At 62.9% G+C, this 20,420-nt stretch carries 14 protein-coding genes and 1 pseudogene; 10 read left to right on the top strand and 5 right to left on the bottom strand.

All coding sequences use genetic code 11. The features are described 5' to 3' along the window. Positions 1–779, bottom strand: a 779-nt coding sequence (locus CKO28_RS19620; RefSeq protein WP_200342512.1) for an IS1595 family transposase, incomplete at its 3' end; no start/stop codon positions are given. 473 nt (positions 780–1,252) lie between these two features. Here CKO28_RS19620 and CKO28_RS19615 point away from each other — a divergent pair. The 10 genes from CKO28_RS19615 to CKO28_RS19570 all read left to right on the top strand — a co-directional run bounded on the left by CKO28_RS19615 (position 1,253) and on the right by CKO28_RS19570 (position 14,401). After that, positions 1,253–1,867 carry an XrtA/PEP-CTERM system exopolysaccharide export protein gene (locus tag CKO28_RS19615; protein WP_242480674.1) on the top strand — a complete coding sequence of 205 codons (615 nt, stop codon included), beginning with the start codon at positions 1,253–1,255 and terminating at the stop codon, positions 1,865–1,867. A gap of 51 nt (positions 1,868–1,918) precedes the next feature. Then, positions 1,919–3,556 carry an XrtA system polysaccharide chain length determinant gene (locus CKO28_RS19610; RefSeq protein ID WP_200342511.1) on the top strand — a complete coding sequence of 546 codons (1,638 nt, stop codon included), beginning with the start codon at positions 1,919–1,921 and terminating at the stop codon, positions 3,554–3,556. Between the two features lie 273 nt (positions 3,557–3,829). Further along, entirely contained in the window at positions 3,830–4,546 is a 717-nt protein-coding gene (locus CKO28_RS19605; protein ID WP_207168883.1) for an XrtA-associated tyrosine autokinase, read from the top strand. A gap of 53 nt (positions 4,547–4,599) precedes the next feature. Continuing rightward, entirely contained in the window at positions 4,600–5,643 is a 1,044-nt protein-coding gene (locus CKO28_RS19600) for an XrtA/PEP-CTERM system-associated ATPase (protein ID WP_200342509.1), read from the top strand. A 72-nt stretch (positions 5,644–5,715) separates the two neighbouring features. Then, positions 5,716–6,543, top strand: coding sequence for an XrtA system polysaccharide deacetylase (locus CKO28_RS19595; RefSeq protein ID WP_242480673.1), 828 nt, complete (start codon positions 5,716–5,718; stop codon positions 6,541–6,543). Continuing rightward, positions 6,540–7,589: a FemAB family XrtA/PEP-CTERM system-associated protein gene (locus tag CKO28_RS19590; protein WP_200342508.1), complete on the top strand. Its 1,050-nt coding sequence runs from the start codon at positions 6,540–6,542 to the stop codon at positions 7,587–7,589. The genes CKO28_RS19595 and CKO28_RS19590 overlap by 4 nt, the downstream gene beginning before the upstream one ends. Before the next feature lies 1 nt (position 7,590). After that, positions 7,591–9,216 carry an exosortase A gene (gene xrtA, locus CKO28_RS19585; protein ID WP_200342507.1) on the top strand — a complete coding sequence of 542 codons (1,626 nt, stop codon included), beginning with the start codon at positions 7,591–7,593 and terminating at the stop codon, positions 9,214–9,216. A gap of 1 nt (position 9,217) precedes the next feature. Continuing rightward, on the top strand, positions 9,218–11,149 hold the full coding sequence (locus CKO28_RS19580) for an XrtA/PEP-CTERM system amidotransferase (RefSeq protein WP_200342506.1): 1,932 nt from the start codon (positions 9,218–9,220) through the stop codon (positions 11,147–11,149). A 124-nt stretch (positions 11,150–11,273) separates the two neighbouring features. Next, on the top strand, positions 11,274–12,623 hold the full coding sequence (locus tag CKO28_RS19575; protein WP_207168882.1) for a TIGR03013 family XrtA/PEP-CTERM system glycosyltransferase: 1,350 nt from the start codon (positions 11,274–11,276) through the stop codon (positions 12,621–12,623). A 599-nt stretch (positions 12,624–13,222) separates the two neighbouring features. Continuing rightward, positions 13,223–14,401 (top strand): glycosyltransferase, encoded by a 1,179-nt coding sequence (locus CKO28_RS19570; RefSeq protein ID WP_200342504.1) that lies wholly within the window; start codon positions 13,223–13,225, stop codon positions 14,399–14,401. Here CKO28_RS19570 and CKO28_RS19565 read toward each other — a convergent pair. The 4 genes and pseudogenes from CKO28_RS19565 to CKO28_RS19550 form a co-directional block, all read right to left on the bottom strand. Continuing rightward, positions 14,362–15,813 (bottom strand): glycosyltransferase family 4 protein, encoded by a 1,452-nt coding sequence (locus CKO28_RS19565; RefSeq protein ID WP_200342503.1) that lies wholly within the window; start codon positions 15,811–15,813, stop codon positions 14,362–14,364. The genes CKO28_RS19570 and CKO28_RS19565 overlap by 40 nt on opposite strands. A gap of 478 nt (positions 15,814–16,291) precedes the next feature. Beyond that, positions 16,292–17,263: a polysaccharide deacetylase family protein gene (locus CKO28_RS19560; RefSeq protein WP_200342502.1), complete on the bottom strand. Its 972-nt coding sequence runs from the start codon at positions 17,261–17,263 to the stop codon at positions 16,292–16,294. A gap of 236 nt (positions 17,264–17,499) precedes the next feature. Continuing rightward, positions 17,500–19,704 (bottom strand): TIGR03016 family PEP-CTERM system-associated outer membrane protein, encoded by a 2,205-nt coding sequence (locus CKO28_RS19555; RefSeq protein ID WP_200342501.1) that lies wholly within the window; start codon positions 19,702–19,704, stop codon positions 17,500–17,502. Between the two features lie 378 nt (positions 19,705–20,082). Next, positions 20,083–20,420: pseudogene (locus CKO28_RS19550) on the bottom strand (IS110 family transposase); the annotation flags it as partial.

Here is a 20,420-nt window from a genome sequence, read left to right as displayed (position 1 = left end):
GAATGGTTGACCGTCAGATGGCTGGGGTAGGACTGGCCGATCCGGCGGTAGGCTGGCAACGCATCCGTCACGAGCCTGGCCATTGGATCGACCCAGGCGCGCCAGGCGGGTGCGATCGCGTCTGTACGGTGGCTTTCGATGCGGTGGGCATGGACCGAGCCGCCGCGTTCGACCGCGGTCAGCAGCAGCGGCTTGGACGTGCCGCGTCCTTTCGGGCGCGATTCAACGGGTCCATCACCGCAGTCGTCGTCATCGGAATCGTCGTCGCCGGTGTTTCGGGGCCGCGGGGCGCCGCCAACGTAGGTTTCGTCCATCTCCACCACCCCGCGCAGGACCGGATCGTCCGCCTCCATGGCGCCGCGACGCGGCGCCGAGGGGCTGTCCATCCGGCGGATCCGGTGCGACAGGTGCCAGGCCGTGCGGTACTGGAGACCGAGCCAGAAGCCAAGTTGACGTGCGGGACACCCTGCTAGGCGTCCACAAGGACGCCTAATGCCCTTGGACGAGCAGGCCATCAGGAACATCGCGGTCAGCCATGTCCGCACCGGAAGATGCGACGCCTCCATCGGGGTGCCCGCGCGAGCCGACGTCGCCCGGCCGCAGTCGCGGCAGTGGAACAGCATCTTGTGTCCGGGTAGCTGACGCGCATTGCCGACTGCGCCGCACCAGCGGCAAACCGGTCCATCCGGCCAGCGGGCGGACAGGAACAACGCCTCGGCATGGTCTTCGTCCGGCACCAGATCCAGGAAGCCCTGCAGGGTCAGGTGATCGTTCGCCATGGCCCCAAGATATGGAGAACAGACGCAGAACGCAATAGGGCCGGCCTACAATACCAAGCACTGGCGCTGGCTCGCCAGGCAAAGTGGCCCGCATGGTTACCGATCCAACCAAGATCCAGGCCGGTGAGCTGAAAACAATGCCACAAGCCTCGCGTACAACTCGGCCCGAAACACTTACACACCCGGCTTCCCACGGGTCAGGCGCACTGGATAGCCATGTTCCGGTGGTGTCCAGTTGACGGCGCAGTGGCGTGGCGAGGCAGCGGAAAGATCTATTTCGGGACGCTTGTTCAACGCCGCCGAGTGCCTGGTGTGGACGCGGAAGCCGGCTTCGGGCGGAGAAGCTACGAGGAATAGTCCGAGGCGGTACCTCATGCGCAGGACGGCGCTGAAGAGGTAGGGCAGCAACTTGTTGTCCGTACGGCGCGGGGATATGGTAGCCGTCGGTTTCAAAGGAAGGAGCAACTGCAAAGATGACCCTATCTCGCCTGTTCACGGTGTTTATGGCGCTGATGCTGCTCGGCGCGTGCTCCACCGGCGACCAGCTCCCTCAGGCCAAACTCGGACAGGTCGATATCGAAGCGCCCCTTTACCGAATCGGACCTGGTGATGGCCTGCAGATTTTTGTGTGGCGTAACCCGGACCTCACTCGGAACGTTACTGTTCGCCCGGATGGTCGAATAACCATTCCTTTGATCAACGACCTGAAAGCGAATGGTAAAACCCCAACGGCATTAGCCCGAGACATCGAAAAAGAATTGGCCACGTATATCCAGGATCCCTTGGTCACCGTAATCGTCAACAGTTTCTCAGGGACATTCCAGCAGCAGGTTCGGGTCGTTGGAGCTGCGACGCAACCCCAGGCCATTCCCTATCGCGCCAACATGACGTTGTTGGATGTGATGATCCGCGTCGGCGGACTCACCGAGTTCGCCGCCGGTGACCGGGCCAAGTTGATCCGGGTGGTCGACGGGGAGCAGAAGGAATTCAGCGTCGAACTCGATAGCCTAGTTCGTGATGGTGAGATCAGCGAGAATGTCGCCATGCGCCCCGGCGACGTGCTCATCATTCCCGAAACGTTTCTATAACCTCTTGTGATGTAGAGTTGGCGGCACGGGAAGACAGGGAGTCCATGCACCGTGATATCGGAGCTCTGGGATCAGATCTTTTACTACCTTGACGCCCTTTGGCGGCGGCGTTGGCTGGCGCTTCTGGTCGCCGTGGGGGTGGCCGCAGCGGGTTGGACGTACGTGGCCCAGATGCCGAGCCAGTATACCTCTGAGGCCAAGATCTACGTCGATACGAAGAGCGTGCTGGGCCCCCTGCTCCAGGGTGTTGCGATCGACGGCGACACGCAGCGCCAGATCGAGGTCATGCGTCAGACCCTAAAGACGCGATCGAACATGCAGGAGATCGTGCGACGAACGGACCTCGATCTTCAGGCGGAGTCGGCTGAGGAGTTAGACGCCCTGGCACAACGTGTGTCTGCCGGGCTCACGATATCCAGTAACCAAGAAAACATATTCACGGTATCCTATACCGGACGAAATCCACAATTGGCCCGCGATATCGTTAACGAAGCGACCACCATTTTCATCGAAAACAATCTGGGCGATAACCGGTCAGACATTAACCAGGCACAAACCTTTATCCGCAACCAAGTTCAAAGCTACCGGGAACGGCTGAACGAAGCGGAGCAGCGACTAGCCGAATTCAAGCGTGAGAACGCGAATACGTTGCCGGGCAATACGAGTTATGGAGAGGAACTAGAGCAGGTCAAGTCAAAGTTGGCGGCTCTCCGAGGCGCTCTGGCAGACGCTCGGGCGCGCGTCGAGCTTCTCAGGCGGGAACTGGAGCAGACACCCGAGATGCTTACACAGCAAGGTGGAAATCTCGGCCCGCCGTCGAACATCGACGCGCGGATCATGGAACTCCGGGCCAAGCTGGACGACTTGAAGTCTCAGTACACGGCTGAGCACCCCGATGTCGAGCGGGCACAGCGGCAGTTGCAGTCCCTGATGAAAGAGAAGAGCAGCGGGCCAAGCGGTAGCCTTGAAGCCAGCGACGGAAGCGGGCCGGATCGCACAAGTGGGACCGAAGGGCAAGACGGCGGTATAAAGATCCCGAATCCAACCTATACGGATCTTCGTGTCCAGTTCGTGGAGGCCCGCTCGAACGTCGAATCTCTCACTCAGCAGGTCGCGCGAACCCAACAAGCGCTTGAAAGTCTGCGGAAAAAGCGTGACGAGGTTTTCCAGGTTGAAGCGAAGCTAAAGGAACTCCAACGGGACTACAGTGTGATCCAAAATCGTTACCAGACGATGCTGTCCCGGCTCGAAACCGCTAAAATGTCGGAGGAACGGAACCAGCAGGCCGAAGGCGTTAAGTTCCGCATGATCGAGAACCCGCAGGTGCCTTCAGCGCCGTCCGGGCCGAACCGACCGGTGTATCTGGCGGCGGCCTTCGTCTTGTCCGTCGGCACAGGTGGAGGGCTCGCACTGTTCCTGGGGATCATCAAGACGTCTTTCGGCAGTGTCCAGCACATCCGCCGCGAGTACGACGTGCCGGTGCTCGGGACTTTGTCCCGGCAGCCGGAGCCTGGGGAACGGAAGTGGCGAATCATAAATTTGGCCGCGTTCGTCGTTACCAGCACCGCGTTCGTCGCCTGTTTCGCCGGATTGCTTGTCGTGGAGCAGATGTACGGGCTCGGGAATATCGACCCGGGCGTTCTGAGCCGCTTCGGCTTAACCCAACTGGTCGCCGCGGTGCGTGGCTGACCGGTGTGACCCGGTCTCGACAGAAAGGAGCGCTCGCCCAGCGATCCGGGCGAACGGAAAGGATGCATCATGGACGATAGTCGGCCGGATCCAAACACCAGGCGCGGCACTGGCAGCCCTTCACTCGTTGAGCGGGCGGCTGAAGAACTTGACCGCCGATCCCAGGAGACGGACCGCGGCCGGCCTCAGACCGAGACCGGGCGCACTGGTTTTGCACGGCCGCGCGAGCCGTTGAAGCGGTCTGGCGACGGACCTTCGAGTCCGGCAGTCCAAGTGGATCAGAACAGACTCAAGGCGTACGGTGGCCTCACCTCTGACCAGATGCAGTCTCGCCTCGCTGAGGAAATGCGTCTCATCAAGCAGGGCCTCATCCGCCGGATGTACACTGGTACCGAGGGCCACAGCAATGTCGTCCAAGTCACGAGTGCCTGGCCGGGGGAGGGGAAGAGTTTTCTTGCCGTTAATCTGGCCTTGAGTCTGGCAACGGAGATCGATCTGCACGTTCTGCTTGTAGATCTCGACATTCACAGGTCGACAACGAATGAAGCTTTCGGTATTGAACCCGAGAAAGGGTTGCTTGATGTCGTGCAGGACCCGACGATAGACCTGTCCGAAGTGATCGTCCGCACGGACATACCACGTTTTTCCGTGATCGGGACGGGAAAAACACGTCAGCTATCGACTGAACTGCTTGCCAGTCAACGTATGCGCGAGGTCACGGCCGAGCTGTCCCAGAGGTACAGCGACCGGGTGATCTTGTTCGACACACCACCGTTGCTGGGCACATCTGAACCGGCGGTTCTGGCGCAACTGGCGGGTCAAGTCATCTTCGTCGTTGAGGCTGATCGCACGACGCGACGTGCGATCGACCAAGCGATGGAACAGTTGCCCGAAGACACACGAACGAGCATCGTCTTGAACAAGAGCCGCGGGCTGATCGGCGGGAGTTCTTTACCCTACTATGGCTACTACAAATCCGTAAATAAGTGAACTGAGCATCGCGGCGGTGCCGTCGGTGAGCGCTAAGCCCTCTCGGAGAGGTTATGTACGCCGAATACTTCGGGCTTAAAAGCCTTCCGTTCCAGATCACACCGGATGCCCGGTTTTACTTCAGCAGCCGCGCACACCAGCGGGCGCTGGCGACGATGACCTACGGCCTCTCGAAGAACGAGGGGTTCGTCGTCGTTACGGGCGAAGTGGGGGCTGGCAAAACGACACTCATCGAGGTTCTCCTGTCGAGTGGTCGGCTGAATCAGGCCACGACGGCGAAGATCAATACGACACAGCTCGAACCCGCGAGCCTGTTGGCCTACATCGAACTGGCGTTCGGTTTCGAGACGACAGGCGGCTCGAAAGCCGAGTCTCTTCGCAACCTGGGGAGCTTCTTCGCGCGCGCTGCGAAATCGGGGGAGAATGCACTCTTGATCGTCGATGAGGCCCAGAACCTCTCGACGGAGGCGCTCGAAGAACTGCGTATGCTGTCGAACTTCCAGGCCGAGGCCCGCGGGGTTTTCCAGATGCTGCTAGTCGGGCAGCCCCAGTTCAACGAACGCCTCAAGACACGGGAGTGCGAGCAGATCCGCCAGCGGGTCGTCGCGTCGTATCATCTGCGCCCGCTGACGCGCGCGGATGTCCGGCAATACGTCGAACACCGGTTGCGCGCGGCGGGATGGAATGGCAGCGAGGTGTTCCGGCCGCAAGCGCTGGAAAGGGTCTATCAGACGACTCAGGGGGTGCCGCGCAAGATCAACCGCATGTGCGATCGTTTGCTGTTGTACGCCTATCTTGAAGGGCGTCGTCAGGTGGACGAAGACATCGTGGATACGGTTGATGCGGAGTTGCGCGAGGAGCACTTGGGTGACGAAGTTTCGGAAACCGAACCCGGGGGGACGCGGACAGTTGCGGCGGACTTCACCCCCGATCTTGTCGAGCTTCCGGCCCGTCTCGCCGGTGACCAGGACAAGGTCGTCGTCGAGCGTGAGCGCCTCTATGACCTGTTCGACCACGTAAGGGCACTACAGTCGGAGCTGACAACCTACCGCAACAAACTCAATCGTATTTACGACCTGCTCGGTCGTAGGTCCTGAGGATCCGGGAAAGTGGCATACATGGAGGCAGAGCGAGACGGGCGGTCAAACAGCCGACGACCTGGCGGGGCAATGACGGTGGACGTGGAGGAGCACTTCCAGGTCTCAGCATTCGAGACTTTGGTGCGTCGAGCCGACTGGGACGACTTCCCGTCGCGCGTCGAGGGTAACGTCGATCGGATTTTGGAGCTTTTCGCCGCTCATGCGACGCCGGCGACCTTTTTCGTGCTGGGATGGATCGCCGAGCGCCATCCAGCGATGGTGCGGCGGATTGCGGCTGCCGGCCACGAGATTGCCAGCCACGGATGGGACCACGTCCGGGTCCCGCATCAGGATGCCGAGGAATTCCGAACCGACGTGCGCCGTACGAAAGCCCTCCTGGAAGACGTCAGCGGGAGCGCGGTGAGGGGGTATCGCGCCGCCAGCTTCTCGATCTCTTCGGCCGTGCCGTGGGCCCATGACGTTCTGGCCGAAGAGGGCTACGCGTACAGTTCCAGTATCTACCCGATCCGCCATGACCTCTACGGTGCTCACGATGGTCCGGCCGAGCCTTACAGTCCGAACCCGGACTTGCCGCTGATCGAAATCCCGGTGTCAGCTGCGCGGTTCGGCCAGCAGGCCATTCCGTGCGGTGGCGGCGGATATTTCAGGCTCCTGCCTTACAGGTTGTCCCGTTGGGCGATTGCCCGGGTCCGACGGGATGAAGGGCGCCGATCCGTCTTTTACTTCCACCCCTGGGAGATCGATCCGGAGCAGCCGCGACCGGACGGGCTGACTTTGCGCACCCGGGTGCGACACTACACCAATCAGGCGCGCATGGAGGGACGATTGGCCCAGGTCTTGGACGATTTCGACTGGGGTCGGATGGACCGTGTGTTCGGCGAACTGATATCAACGTGACGGTGAAAGCAACGATCTCGGTTCGCATTCTGGACCCTCAAGAGGAAGCGACGGACGCATGGGACGGGTTCGTCGCATCACACGAGGCCGGTGCGATATTCCACACCGCCGATTGGGGACGCGCGGTCGGCCGCGCGCTCGGCCACCGGCCCTACGTGCTGCTCGCCGAACGCGCAGGCGAGATCGTGGGCGGGGTTCCGCTGACGCATGTGCGCAGTCGCCTGTTTGACAATGCCCTAGTCTCCAACGGCTTTGCTGTCGAAGCGGGGCCGCTTGCCCGCGATTCGGAGGTGGGGAAGGAGCTAGATCAGGCAGCCGTCGCGCTCGGGGAGCGCCTGAACGTTGACTTCGTCGAGTATCGGCTGCGCACGCGCCGTAACACCGATTGGGCGGCGCGCGCGGACCTCTACGCCACTTTTTCCAAAGAGCTGGCCGGCGATGACGAGACGAACATGAAGGCGATTCCGCGCAAGCAGCGGGCGATGGTGCGCAAGGGCATCGCCAATGGGCTGGAAAGCCATGTCACGCAGGATGTCGCCCCTCTGTACGAGATCTACGCCGAGAGCGTGCGCAATCTCGGAACGCCCGTTTTCACGCGGCGTCTCTTCGAGGAGTTGAAGCGGACGTTCGGCGATCGATGCGAGCTGCTCATCATCACCCACGACGGCACCCCCGTTGCGGGGGTGATGTCGTTCTACGACGGCGAGACCGTCCGCCCCTATTACGGCGGCGGGACGGCGGCCGCCCGTGACCTCGCAGCCAATGACTTCATGTACTGGGAGGTGATGCGCCGGGCACGCGAACGCGGTTGTGCGGAGTTTGACTTCGGGCGGAGTAAGGTCGGCACCGGGCCTTACAATTTCAAAAAGAACTGGGGGTTCACGCCCGTCCCGCTCGTTTACGAGTACCGGCTGATCAACGCCGATCAGGTGCCCGAGACGAACCCGTCGAACCCCAAGTTCCGGCGTGCGATCGCCATCTGGAAACGTTTGCCACTGCCGGTAACCAAGGTTCTGGGCCCGGTGATCTCCAGAGGGCTCGCGTAAGGTGATCAAGGCCCGACCGACCGACGAGCGAGTAAGCGGGACGCGTGCGTCCGAGAGCGGTCGCGTCGGCGGCTCGCGCGGACGGGGCAAGGCCGTGCGCGTCTGGGGCCTCCTGATCGGCTGTCTCGTCGCCGTCGGGGGGCTTTTCCACGAGGCGTTGGCGGGTCTGGTCGGGATCTGGCTCTCGTCCGCGACGTACAGCTACGGCTTCCTGATCCCGCCGGTGGCCCTCTATCTCGCGTATCGGCGCCGGCACCGCCTGACTGGTATGACGCTCGATCCCTCGCTGCTGGGGGCCGCGGGCATCCTGGCGGCTGGTTCGGTGTGGTTCATGGGCGAATTGGGGGACATCGATCTGCTGCGCCACCTCGGCGCGGTGGTCGGGATTCAAGCGACGGTCGTCGCGGTGGTCGGGTTGCGCATCGCGCGCGTGCTCGCGCTGCCCCTGGCTTATCTGCTGCTTGCGGTTCCACTGGCCGACGGTCTGGTGGAGCCGCTGCAATGGCTCACGGCGGACTACACCGTCGAACTCTTACGGCTTACGGGCGTGCCGGTGTACTTGGACGGGTGGTTCCTGACGATCCCCGGGGGAACCTTTCACGTTGCCGAAGCGTGTGCCGGGGTGCGCTATCTGGTCGCCTGCCTGGCTTTCGGCGTGGTCGCTGCCGATTCATTCTTCACGCGCACGTGGAAGCGCTGGGCCTTCGTCGTCATCAGTCTGATCGTCCCCATCGGGGCCAACGTCGTGCGGGCCTACGGGATTGTCATGTTGGCCCACCTCAGCGACTTCGAGATCGCGGTGGGAGTCGACCATCTGATCTACGGTGGCATCTTCTTGTCGTTCGTGACCGTGGTGCTGATCCTTGTGGCCGCCGCGATGCGTGACCCCGCAGCCGTCCCGGCTCAGGCAGTCGCCCCAGTCCAGGCGATCGCCCCGGCCCAGCCAGATGTCGCGAGCGCGTCCACGCCCAAGACACGTTCTCGATGGCGGGCTGCGCGCGCCGCCGGCGTTATTGTGATCGCGTTGTTCGGACTCGCCGGGCTGCGCGGCTACGCGGCGGCGGTCGCGCCCGCGAGCGCGCCGGTCGGGCCGGTTGAGATCGAACCGCCACAGGTTGCCGGTTGGGCCGATCCGAGACCAGCAAGATCAACGTGGCAACCGTCGTTTCCGTCGGCCGACGCGACAGCGGTCTGGCGCTACACCAAGGCGCAAAGCACAGTCGAGCTGTTCGTGGCGCGGTACACGCCGCTGCGTCCCGGGGCCGAACTCGTCGCGATGCAGAACGATCTAGCCGGGGGCGAGCGCAACACGGTGATGGCGCGCGGGGTCACTTCGGTCGACGGGGGCGGGGCCTGGCCGCCGCCAGCCTATTTGCGTTTGGCGACGCGGGACGGCGAACGTCTGGTCTGGTACTGGTACGTCGTCGGCGGGGAGGCCACGACGACCGGCTGGCGCGCCAAGGCCCGCCGTCTCGCGTTGCAACTGCTTGGTCCGGTCGACGGGGCGGCGGTGGCCGTCGCGACGCAGGCCGGGCCGGAAGCCCAAAGCCGATTGCGGAGCTTCATGGCGGACGCGGACCTGCGCGGCACCCTGGGTGCGCGCAACGGCTCAAGGCAGGGGGACTGAGATGTGTGGCATCGCCGGGCTGTTCGATCGAACCGGAACACGAATGTTCGACGCCGATCTGCTCGACGCCATGACGGATTCGCTGAGCCACCGTGGACCGGATGATCGCGGAACCCACCGCGCACCCGGTGTGGCACTCGGTCATCGGCGCTTGTCGATCATCGACCTGTCGGCGGGGCACCAGCCGCTCTTCAACGAGGACGGTTCGGTTGTGGTCGTCTACAACGGCGAGATCTACAACTTCGCCGAACTGATGGCGGATCTCCGGGCGCGCGGTCACGTCTTTCAGACCCGGTGCGATACGGAAGTGATCGTCCACGCCTGGGAAGAGTGGGGGGCGCATTGTGTCGAGCGCTTCCGCGGGATGTTCGCGTTCGCCCTTTACGACGCCGGGCGCGGTGACCTGTTTCTCGCGCGCGATCGCCTGGGGATCAAGCCGCTGTACTACACCGAGCTGAAGGACGGCACTATCGCCTTCGGTTCCGAGCTTAAGGCGTTGCTGGAGATCCCGGATCTGCCGCGTGAAATCGATCCGAAGGCGGTCGAGGAGTATTTCGCGTTCGGCTACGTCCCAGACCCGCGGTCGATTTACACCGGCGTGTTCAAACTGGCGCCCGGCTGTGTGCAGATCGTGCACCGCGGCGCACGGCTCGGCGCCCCTTGGCAATACTGGGATGTGACGTTCGACGATGCGGCGCCACAGCGGTCCGAGGCGACAAACGCCGAGGCCCTGCGCGCGGGCTTGACCGACGCGGTGCGGGCGCGGCTGGTCGCGGATGTGCCGCTCGGCGCCTTTCTCTCAGGGGGCGTGGACTCCAGCGCTGTCGTCGCCTCCATGGTCGCCGCCGGCGCTGCGTCGATCGAAACCAGTGCCATCGGGTTCGGGGAATCGGATTACGACGAGTCGAGCTACGCCCGCCGTGTCGCGGAGCATTGCGGGGCGCATCACCATGCGCGTCAAGTCGCATCAGATGACTTCGACCTGTTGGAAATTTTGCCCGCCGTGTACGACGAGCCGTTCGCGGACAGTTCGGCGATCCCGACCTACCGGCTGTGCGAGCAGACCCGCGAGCACGTGGTCGTGGCGCTCTCGGGGGATGGTGGAGACGAGGTGTTCGCCGGCTACCGGCGGCACCGCTGGCACCACTACGAGGAACTGGTTCGGCGTCGGTTGAGCCAGCGCGTCCGCGGCCCGCTTTTCGGCGTGCTCGGCAAGATATACCCGAAGCTCGATTGGGCGCCCAAGCCGCTGCGGGCTAAGGCGACCCTGCAAGCGCTCGCCCGCGAGACGGTCGATGGGTACTTCTCAACCCTCGCCGTGGTGCCGGCCGTACAGCGCGAGCGCCTGTATGCGCCCGAGTTCAAGCAGCGTCTGTCGGGCTACCGGGCCGTCGACCATCTGCGTGCGGTCATGGCCGCGGCACCGACGGACCACCATCTCTCGCGCGCCCAGTATGCCGACATCAAGACCTATCTGCCTGGCGATATTCTGACCAAGGTCGACCGGGCGAGCATGGCCCATGGCCTGGAGGTGCGCGTTCCGATGCTGGATCATCCGTTCGTCGAGTGGGCCGGCGGGGTCGCGCCGGGCCAGAAGCTGCGCGGGCGGGAAGGCAAATACATCCTCAAGAAAGCCTTCGAGCCGCGCTTGCCGAGAGACGTCCTGTATCGGGAAAAAATGGGCTTTGCCGTGCCGCTTGCAAGCTGGTTCCGCGGTCCTCTGGCGCATCGCGTCCGGGCCAGCCTTCAGGGAGGGCCCTTGCGCTCCTGTGGCCTGTTCGAAGGCGCGGCGATTGACCGGCTGGTAGAGGAACATATGGAAGGCACTCAGGATCGATCCCAGACGATCTGGGCTTTGCTGATGTTCGCGGGGTTTCTGGAGAAAGTTCACGAGAAGCCGGCGCAACGCACGCGCGCCCCGGTGTCCGCTTGACGCCCGCGCCGCTATCATCCCTATGGGCATTTTGGGGAGATTTTAACGTGTTCTGGTTAATGTTGGTTGAGAAACCGACCTCAAACCGACTGCTGAAGTAATGAACACACGCGTTTCCTGGCCATTGATCCTCCTGGCCGCGGTGGAACTCCTTCTGCTGATCGCCGCGTTCGGCGCAAGCACGTTGTTGTTCAACGACTGGCAGGGTATCGCGGATCCCTTTTCCGCCATTGGCCAGCGGTCTGTGGCGATCGCGGTTCTTGTGGTGCTCATGCTTTACGCGATGGGTCTGTACGCCTGGCACGTCGCCAAGTCGTACCTCGACCTTCTGGTCCGTATCCTGCTGGCCCTCGCGTTGGCGTTTGCGTTGTACGTGTTGTTCGCCTACGCGTTCGGCGTCCTCACGCTGCCGTTCTCGGCGATCGCTCCGGGTCTATCCGTCTCTTTCATCGCCCTGGCGCTCGTGCATGACGCGTTCCTGCGGATCGCCGATCTCGCGCACCTGAAAACGCACGTGCTGGTTCTTGGGACGGGCACGAACGCCAAGCGCCTCGAAGCGCTGGAAAATCGGGGTCGCGCAAGCCGGTACCGGATCGCCGCGTTCATCGACATCGAGGACGGCGAAAACGCTGTCCTGCCGGAGCGGATCGTCGCTTCGCCCGGCGACCTCGTGGATTACGTGCGGCGGATGGGCGTGGACGAGATTGTCCTGGCGCCGCAAGATCGGCGCGGAAGTCTGCCGCTGGAGTCGCTGGTTGCCGTTCGCCTTTCCGGCGTGCCGGTCACGCCCTACGCAAGTTTCTGCGAACGGGCTGAAGGGGCGGTCCCGCTCGAAGAACTCAAGCCCAGCTGGTTCTTCGAAGGAACCGGATTTCGCACCGGCAGCTGGCACATGGCGGGGAAGCGCGTTATCGACGTCACGGCGAGCCTCACGCTTCTCGCCTTGACGTTTCCGATCCTCGCGCTGACCGCTTTCGCGATCAAGCTGGAGAGCCCGGGACCGGTGTTCTACACCCAGCGTCGTGTCGGTCAGCTGGACCGACCCTTCACGCTCTACAAGTTCCGGTCGATGCGCAACGATGCGGAACGGGCTGGCCAGGTTCAATGGGCGAGCCAGAACGATGCACGGGTCACCCGCGTCGGCCGGATCATCCGGAAATCCCGGATCGACGAGATCCCCCAGGCGCTGAACGTTCTGAAGGGCGAGATGAGCTTCGTCGGCCCGCGGCCCGAGCGCCCGGAGTTCGTCGAGCTCCTGGCGAAGGAAATCCCGTTCTACCGCGAGCGTCACTGCGTCAAGCCCGGGATCACCGGGTGGGCGCAGCTCAACTATCCCTATGGGGCGTCGGTTGAGGACGCCCGGCGGAAGCTGGCCTACGATTTGTTCTACATCAAGCATTTCACGTTGATGTTCGATTTGTCGGTCGCCCTTCAGACGGTGCGGGTCGTGATCTGGAACGCGGGGGCGCGGTGAGTAAGGTGGACACAGCCCAGGGCCAGCGCGTAGCGCCCGCTTCGACAGACCTGCGCGGGACCGGCCATGCCGTGCCCCCGCGGGACGGCCGCCCGGCCTTCGATCCTGACGTCCCCCCTCGGCCCCGACGGCGCCCTGTCGGCCTGGCGGCGACGCTTGGCCGGCCCGGCGGTTGCCGACGACTGTCGACCCGGGGTGTTATGCGGTTGTTAACCGGGACTTTTGACGCAGCGCCGGCAGCCGAGGGTCGGTTCGCAGGCTGGCTGGCGCCTGAGCCGCGTCACATCTGGGTTTGGGTCCGCCTACACCGCGTGCCGCGCGATCTCGCCGGTAAGCGCCGGTCGTCGAGAGGTCAACGGCGCGAACGGCCCGACGGAACGAGACGGGCGGCGGGAGGCCGATCTCGACGAGCCCGGCAGCCGACGATAGCCCTGGGTCGCCTGCACAAGCGGCGCCGCTCATCGGTTGTATGCGTCTCTGCGCCCGCGGAACGAGCGCGGAGCCCCCACAGACTGAGCCGCCAAAAGATGGCGACACGGCCAGAGGCTGCTGATTGGATACGCTGACGGCACACGCGTCCACGCGCTAACCGGTACCCCATGCTGAAGACGTTTTTCGGGCGACAACCCCACAGAGAGAAGCCGGTGCACGTGTGTCACCTCCTTCTGCGGCTTGGCTACGGCGGCATGGAGAATGGTGTCGTCAACATCGTCAATCATACCGATCGGCGTTTATTCAGACATACAATCGTTTGTCTGGAAGATGATAATCCTTTGGCGGACAGGCTTGCGACGGATGTAAAACTTCATTCTCTAGGCGGTGGATCGTCGGGGCACTGCGCGAGGTATGCAAAAACCTTCCGTGTGCTACGCGAAATTCGGCCGGATATCGTGCACACGCGCAATCTCCCCACCATTGACCTTTTCCCAATCGCGAAAGCGGCCGGTAACCCTGAACTCGTTCACAGCGAACACGGCCTTGATATGCTGGAACGTGGCGGATCGCCGCTGAAATACCGGGCTATACGGAGGCTCGGCGGGCTGTTTACCCGGAGATATGTCGCGCTCTCAAGTGACATCGCGACATGGATGGCAGAGGAGCAAGGGATCCCGTCACACAAGATCCAACGCATCTTGAACGGCGTCGACACAGCCCGCTTCGTTCCGGCTGACGCCGACAATCGGGACGCCGTACGGAGAGCGTTGTGCGGCGAAAGCGACGGATGTCTGCTGATCGGTAGTCTCGGGCGATTGGAGGTTATCAAGGATCATGAAAACCTGGCCTACGCGTATGTCGATATGGTGCGTCGATGCCCCCGGCTGCAAGACGAGACACGCCTGTGCCTGGGCGGCGACGGGTCGCGCCGTGAGGCGATCGACAACATCATGCGGGAAGCCGGTTTGGCCGAAAATCTGGTCATGACCGGATACATCTCCGATCCGCTAACGTTCTACCAGGCGCTCGATGTCTTTGTGCTGCCATCAAAAAGCGAGGGGACGAGCAACACGGTGCTGGAGGCGATGTCGTGTGGTCTTGCCGTCGTGGCCACGGATGTTGGCGAGAACCGTCATCTAATCGATGACGGGTCGACGGGCCGGATCGTCCCGTCCGAGACTCCACAGCGTCTGGCAGACGCGCTGAGTCACTATGTGCAGCATCCAGACGTGATCGAGCAGCACGCATGGAACGCCCGCCAGAAGGCGTGCCGCGCCTTTAGCCTGGATACCATGATCGCCAGCTACAGCGCGCTGTATCGGTCCCTGTTCAGCGAAATGTAGTGATGTAGGACGTTCTCGAGGATCTCCGCGTGCGTCTTCGCTGTATTTTCCCATCGATAGTGCTCGGCATGCGCTCTGACGTGGGTCCTCTCGGGGTAGTTCTCAAAAAGATCGCGCACGCTTTGGGCAATCGATGCCGCTGTACGGTCGGGTGCCAATCGTCCACACACGTCTGACGTTACGAGTTCCTTGCTCCCCCAGACATCCGTGGCGACCACGGGCGTGCCGCAGGCCATCGATTCGAGTAACACGTTCGCGATACCTTCCCGGCTGGAGGCCAGGACAAGGGCATCTGCCGCCTGGAAATAGGCGGGCAGCTTTTCCTGGGAGATATGGCCCAGGAAGCGCACGCGCGCGTCGACGCCCAGTCGCTGAGCCTGCTCTTTCAAGGCGTCTTCCATTTCGCCGTCACCGATCACGAGCAGGTCGAATTCGGGAAGCGTGGTCATCGCCTCAAGAACGATATGATGGCCTTTACGTTCGATCAGATGTCCCACGCTCAGAAGTGTTGGCCGCTTTATACCGATTGTTTTTTGGGTTTCTTTGCGCGACGAAGGTGGTTGGAATCGCTCAAGATCGACCCCGTGAAGCACGACTTTGATCTTGCTTTCGTCCACGCCGATACGGACCAGCTGATCCTTGAGTGCTTGACAAACGACCGTGATGGCAGCCGCGTGCTTGCAGGCCCAAAGGATCATCCGACGCGGCAGGGCATAGTCAGGTATCAGGTTGATGTCGGTGCCATAGCCCGTCAGGACGTAGGGCTTGCGCAGTAACCGCGCGACAATTGCTGATGCGACGCCGTCCGGAAAGATATAATAGGAATCGATCACGTCGAAATGACCGGTTTTTATGTTCCGCCGAATGTAGAGATAGAGCGAAGCAGCCATCGTAAGTGGAGAGAGCGTCATGCCGAAGAGCGGGATGGTCAGGTAACGCAGGTAACGGACGGAAAACGGGTCTCTGCGTTCGCAGCGTGGAACGTGCGTATAGATACCGTACCGTTTTGTCCGTGCCAGCAGCTTGGGCGCCCAGGGTAAGGGGGCCACGATGTCGGTTTCGACGCGTTTGGTGGAAACGAGGTGCTTCAGCCGGTGTTCGGTGAAGATCCCATGTCGCGGTTGTGCGCGGTTTGGAAACAGTGACGTTACAGTCAAAGTGCGAAGCATCGGAACGTCCTTGTTCGTTGGGCGTGTGCGGCTCGCGCCGGTGCGCGACGGTGTCAACGGACGGCGAAACCTGGGCAGCGTGTCGTCAAAACCACGAAGATGACCGCAACGCCCGTCGCCGATGTTTGGTCTACAAACCCGAGAAGTTTGCGGGCCTTGCAGCGAGTTCTTGGAAATCGGACAAGGGGCAGCCGCGACATCCGCGGCTGTGCGCGCGTCCAGTGCTGGTTCGTCGCTTTGCAATCCTGGTCGTGTGCAGCCGATGCCATCCGGTCACGTGACTGGATGGCGATTATCCGGGGGCGGGAGACGGGGGTCGAAGGCGCATGCGCTCGGTTGCGTCGACTGAGGTGGCGGGCGCTGTAGTGTTCGCTTACGTCACTGGGCGGATATAACTTTCCATGGATCGCTTTGATGGCTGTCTGCATCCGAATCGGATGGTTCCGTCGCATGAACGGGTCACCGGGCCAGGATCTGAAAGGCACTTCAGGGCCTCACCGGAGGTTGGATCGACGATCGGGCTACGTTTAGGAGGGCGTGGGCCCCTGGTCCACAAGGATCTGATTAGACGCGCGCGTTGAGGCGATTGCCCCAGCATCCGGGTCCGGTGGATCGCGTACGTCGGGAGGGTCCTTGAGACGTCGGCCAGAACGGACAGCTTGAGCTGGCGGTGTGATCCGGATGAGTCCGGCAGGGTCACGATCGGTCACGGCCACCAGTGTCATGTTCCATCTGAAGCGAGTTGTGCGTGGATCTGTGTCAACGTTGACGGGACGCCGCCCAGCTCCTCGGTAAAGAAAGCGATGACACTTTTCATGTCGGCAAGAAAGACGTCGAGATCGCGGGCCGTCCTGACGTATGGCGTGTTTCCCGGCACCAGCGACGGGCTGTGATAGCTGAGCACGAAGTGGCGTTGGCCAGCCGCGTACTGCGTGCGCAAGATGCGCTTCATCTCCGTTGCGTTGGGGCCTTCAGGGGTAAGGCGGATGCGTTCGAGTAACCCGAGGCGCGCCGCGAAACCTGGCGCGTGCAACCGCATCCCCGTCGCGCTGGCCAAGCGCGGATAGACCCTCGGGCCAGCTTCACGAAAGACGCCGCAGAAGCCGGTTGTAAGCGGCACCTCAAGCAACTGGGCGTCAGGCCCGCACCAGCGCACGGATGCGTCGGCGTCGCTGAAATCCGGTCCGCCGTCCGCCGTGAACGATGTGTGCGGCACTACGCTCGTGTCGATCGTATACCCGAGGGCCCTTAGATGGCTGTAAGTGGCCGGGCCGATACCGTATCGCCCGGCGCGATATACCTGGGGACGCTGACCAAACGCCGTGGTGATCCGGTCTGTTAGTGTTTCCAGCTTCGCGCGCTCCAACTCCGGCGGCAAGTTCCCCGCATAGGAATTGAACGGCGTGACCAGCTCGTCGTGCGGGGGATTGACCCAGGGATGCAGATGCGTGCCGATCTCGGCTTCACCGCGTTCCGCGAGGCGGGCCAAGGTCGTCACGGCCTCAGGATGATTGGCCACCGGATAGTCGACGACATACGTCGGTACGACCCCGAAACCGCGAAAGACGTCGTGGGCCCGATCCTGGTATACGACGTTGGTGACCGACGTGTTGTCGCGCGACAGCGGGCGCGACCAATCGAACTCTTCCTCCGTGTCCACCACGACCGAGAGGGTGGCGCGATCCCTGTTCATGTCCTGTCCCTGCTTAGGCTCTGACACCTTTCCCATCGCTTCCGAGAGATATCACGGGCCTGTTCGAGATTCACGCTCGGGCGCGACGTCGCCCGGCGGGTGTGTGTGTTGGAAGGGCGGATGCTGGCCGACCTCGATGCCTCGGACGCGCGCCGTCCGTCGTTGGAGCGCACGGTCGCGCGGTCGCGCAGTGACCGGGTGCTTGTTGGCGCGGGCGGTTGCTGGAGCTGTCCAGCTTAAAAAGACAAACGACCCGATAGCGTCACCGCATTCTCGGTGAAGTCATCCTCTGGGCGCGTCGAGATACGTTTTGCGAACGAGTATCGGACCCCGAGCGAGATGTTCTGGAACGCTTGGTAGTCCAGGCCGACGGAAGCCCGGTACTCGTCGTCCTCGACGGTCGCGCTTTGACCGGTCGCCTCGACGGCCTCGCCGCTGAACGTGGAGTTGGCATAGCTCGCGTTCATCGAGAGGTTCAGGTCGCGTGTCAGGGGGCGGTTAAAGTTGAGACCGACGCGGTAGGTTTCTTCCGTATCGTCTCCGTCGATAACGTCTTGTTGTTCCGTCCTGTATGACGCGTTGAGGCCGATGTTGCTACGGCCGAAGCGCGTGTCCGCACCGATCCGGAAGGTTTCCGTGCGCGTGACTTGGTCGCGCAAGGCGAACTCATCGGACTCGATCGATCCGCCCCCACGGATGTCGTCGATGTCGGCCGCTGTCAGGTTCTGCGTCCGGCGCTCCTGGCCCGTGGCGATCTGTTGGTCGAAGCTTGCCGTCAGGGTCGTTCGCGCCCCGATCTCCTGGCGGGCTTCGAGGGAAAAGCTCTCCTGCTCCGCGCGCCGGCCGGCCCTGGCCGAGAGTTGGGTTCCGGGTGATGGTTGGTAACGCAGGCCGATGTTCCAGACCGGTGATTCGAAGTCGTCCCGCGGATCGCCCGACTCCAGGGTCTCGTAGCCGACCGTGCCGAGCAGTGCGACGCCTCGGAAGAGGTCGTACTGGTTGTCCAGCGTCACGCTACGGCGTGAAACGTCATCGGAACCGGTGCCGGCCGCGCCGGCGGTGACGGTCTCGTTCCCGTCGTCGAACTGCTGTTCCGAGGCGCGACCGGTTAAGGTCCAGGAATAGCGCCCAAAACTGGGACCACTTGACATTTGCACCGTGGCCACCTGCTGGAGGCTGTCGGATGCCCGGTTGTTGCTACGCGCCTGGCCGAACCGGGCATCGTCCGTCCCGCGGTCCGCGTCGTCCTCGCTTATGACGGTGGCGTTGGCGCTGTAGCGTAGCTGGAGTGAGGCGATCCGGCCCAGTTGTTGTTGCACGTAGGGACTGACCCGATAGGTCTGGACCGTGCGCTGGTTCGAATTTCCTGCCCCGCTGGCCGAGGTCGCCTGGCCGCTGCCAAGGTTCTCCTGGGCGATCGCGGCGCCGACGTCGGTGAAGAAGAAGCTTTCCAGCCACTCTACCTGGCCCGTGCCGTTCAGGCGCACGTCGATGTCGTCGCCTTGCCGGTTGAGGCTCTGGCGCTCGAACGTCAGCGAGGTGTTGAGCGCGCCCTGAACCCGTGTAAGGTCCGCTGAGAGCGACGCCTGGGGACCGACCTCGGTGATCAGCGCCTCTTCCTTGGTCTCGTCGGGGGCCTGATCGACGTTGTCCGTGTAGGTCTGGCGGAAGAAGGCCGACTGGGTGAACCGGACATCGCCCGACAGGAAGCCTTCCGGGATCACGAGCACGTCACCGGGCTTTATACGCGCGTTCGCGGAAAGGTTGTCCCCGCTCGCCAGAGCGTCGAGGTTAAGGGGGATGCGTCGGGTTTCTGCGTCCGTTCGGCGCAGGATGTAGGCATCGTCGCCGGCCGCATACTTCGAGAGGCCGCCAATGCGCGTCAGCACGTCGAGGGCGCTCATACCCGCGCGGTAGGGCACGCTCCGCGGGCTGACCGCGGATCCGATCACTCGGACGCGATCCTGGAACGTGCCCGTGGCGGTGGTCACCATGACGTCGACCCGCGGATCCCGGAGATAGACGCTAAACTTATCTTCCAGCACGTCGGCCAATTGCATGGGGGTCCGGCCAACAACCTCGACCGTTCCGACCAGGGGAAGGCTGAGCCGCCCGTCCGGACGCACCGGGTAAGTGCCGCTGAGTTCGGCTTCCCGGTAGACAGTGATCTGGATGGTATCGCCTGGGCCAATCTCGTACATCGGCTCTACGGCAGCCGCGTCGCTTTCCGCCGATGCGTCGCTGGCCGCAAGCGGTGCGGCGGTTGCTGTCACGACCAGAAATGCCGCGGCTGCCACGACCGCGCTGAAACGAGCCGACACGGGGATGTGATATCCTGATGGCTTGCCGGCGGGCGCGTCTGCCGTCCAGTCATAACCACGCTTGAAAGGCATTAGATGAATGGCTGACGTCGGGTACTGCTGGCCGGCATCCGTATCCACGCGTTATCCCCCAACGCGGACATTCCTGAGATCCTGCTGCATATCGCTACCACGCGCCGGCCCATGGGGCCAAGCGAATGCGGTTCGCGCGGGCCAAAGCCGCCGATCCGGGTGAAAACACCCGAATGACGTGGAAACCTCTTCGAACGGCCAGGACACCCGCCGTCATACTGCCACGGAGCCTGGATGGCATCCAGGCTCGTGAAGCACGGCTCATGGACGGTGACGCCGCTCGCGTCGCCGGCGGATCGGCCCGATTTCAGCAGCGGTCAGTCGTCGGCATAAGCAGCGAGCCTTCACGGCGACCACCAAAGCGATTGGGGCAGGCGATACGACAGGAGCCACGACTAGAGGGGTAAAGCTCGCAAGAAACACGCCTCAGCTGGTCGTGGGGATGGGTTCGATTTGCACGGCATAACCGAGTTCCTTGAGACGGCGCACGAGGCGGCTGGTCTGGTGTTTCTTGTCCAGGCGGTCGAAGTGGTCGGGGCCAAGGTCGGTGTAGAAGGTGCCGTCTTTGAGCATGTGATAGATCGCGGTGAGCATCGAGGCGGCCAGCGCACAGATGGCCTTCTTGGGCCCGCGGCGTGCGCGCAAGCGATGGTATAGCGCACGCAGGTAGGTGCCCTTGGCTTTGCTGGCGCTGACCGCGCACTGGACGAGCGTCGTCTTCAGCCAGGGTGCCCCAGGGCGCAGCCGGTTGGACCGGCGTTTGC

This window comes from Rhodovibrio sodomensis (assembly GCF_016583645.1).
Taxonomy (GTDB): domain Bacteria; phylum Pseudomonadota; class Alphaproteobacteria; order Kiloniellales; family Rhodovibrionaceae; genus Rhodovibrio; species Rhodovibrio sodomensis.
Note: the sequence above shows the minus strand (reverse complement) of the source record. Positions and strands in the feature narration are given on the sequence as shown.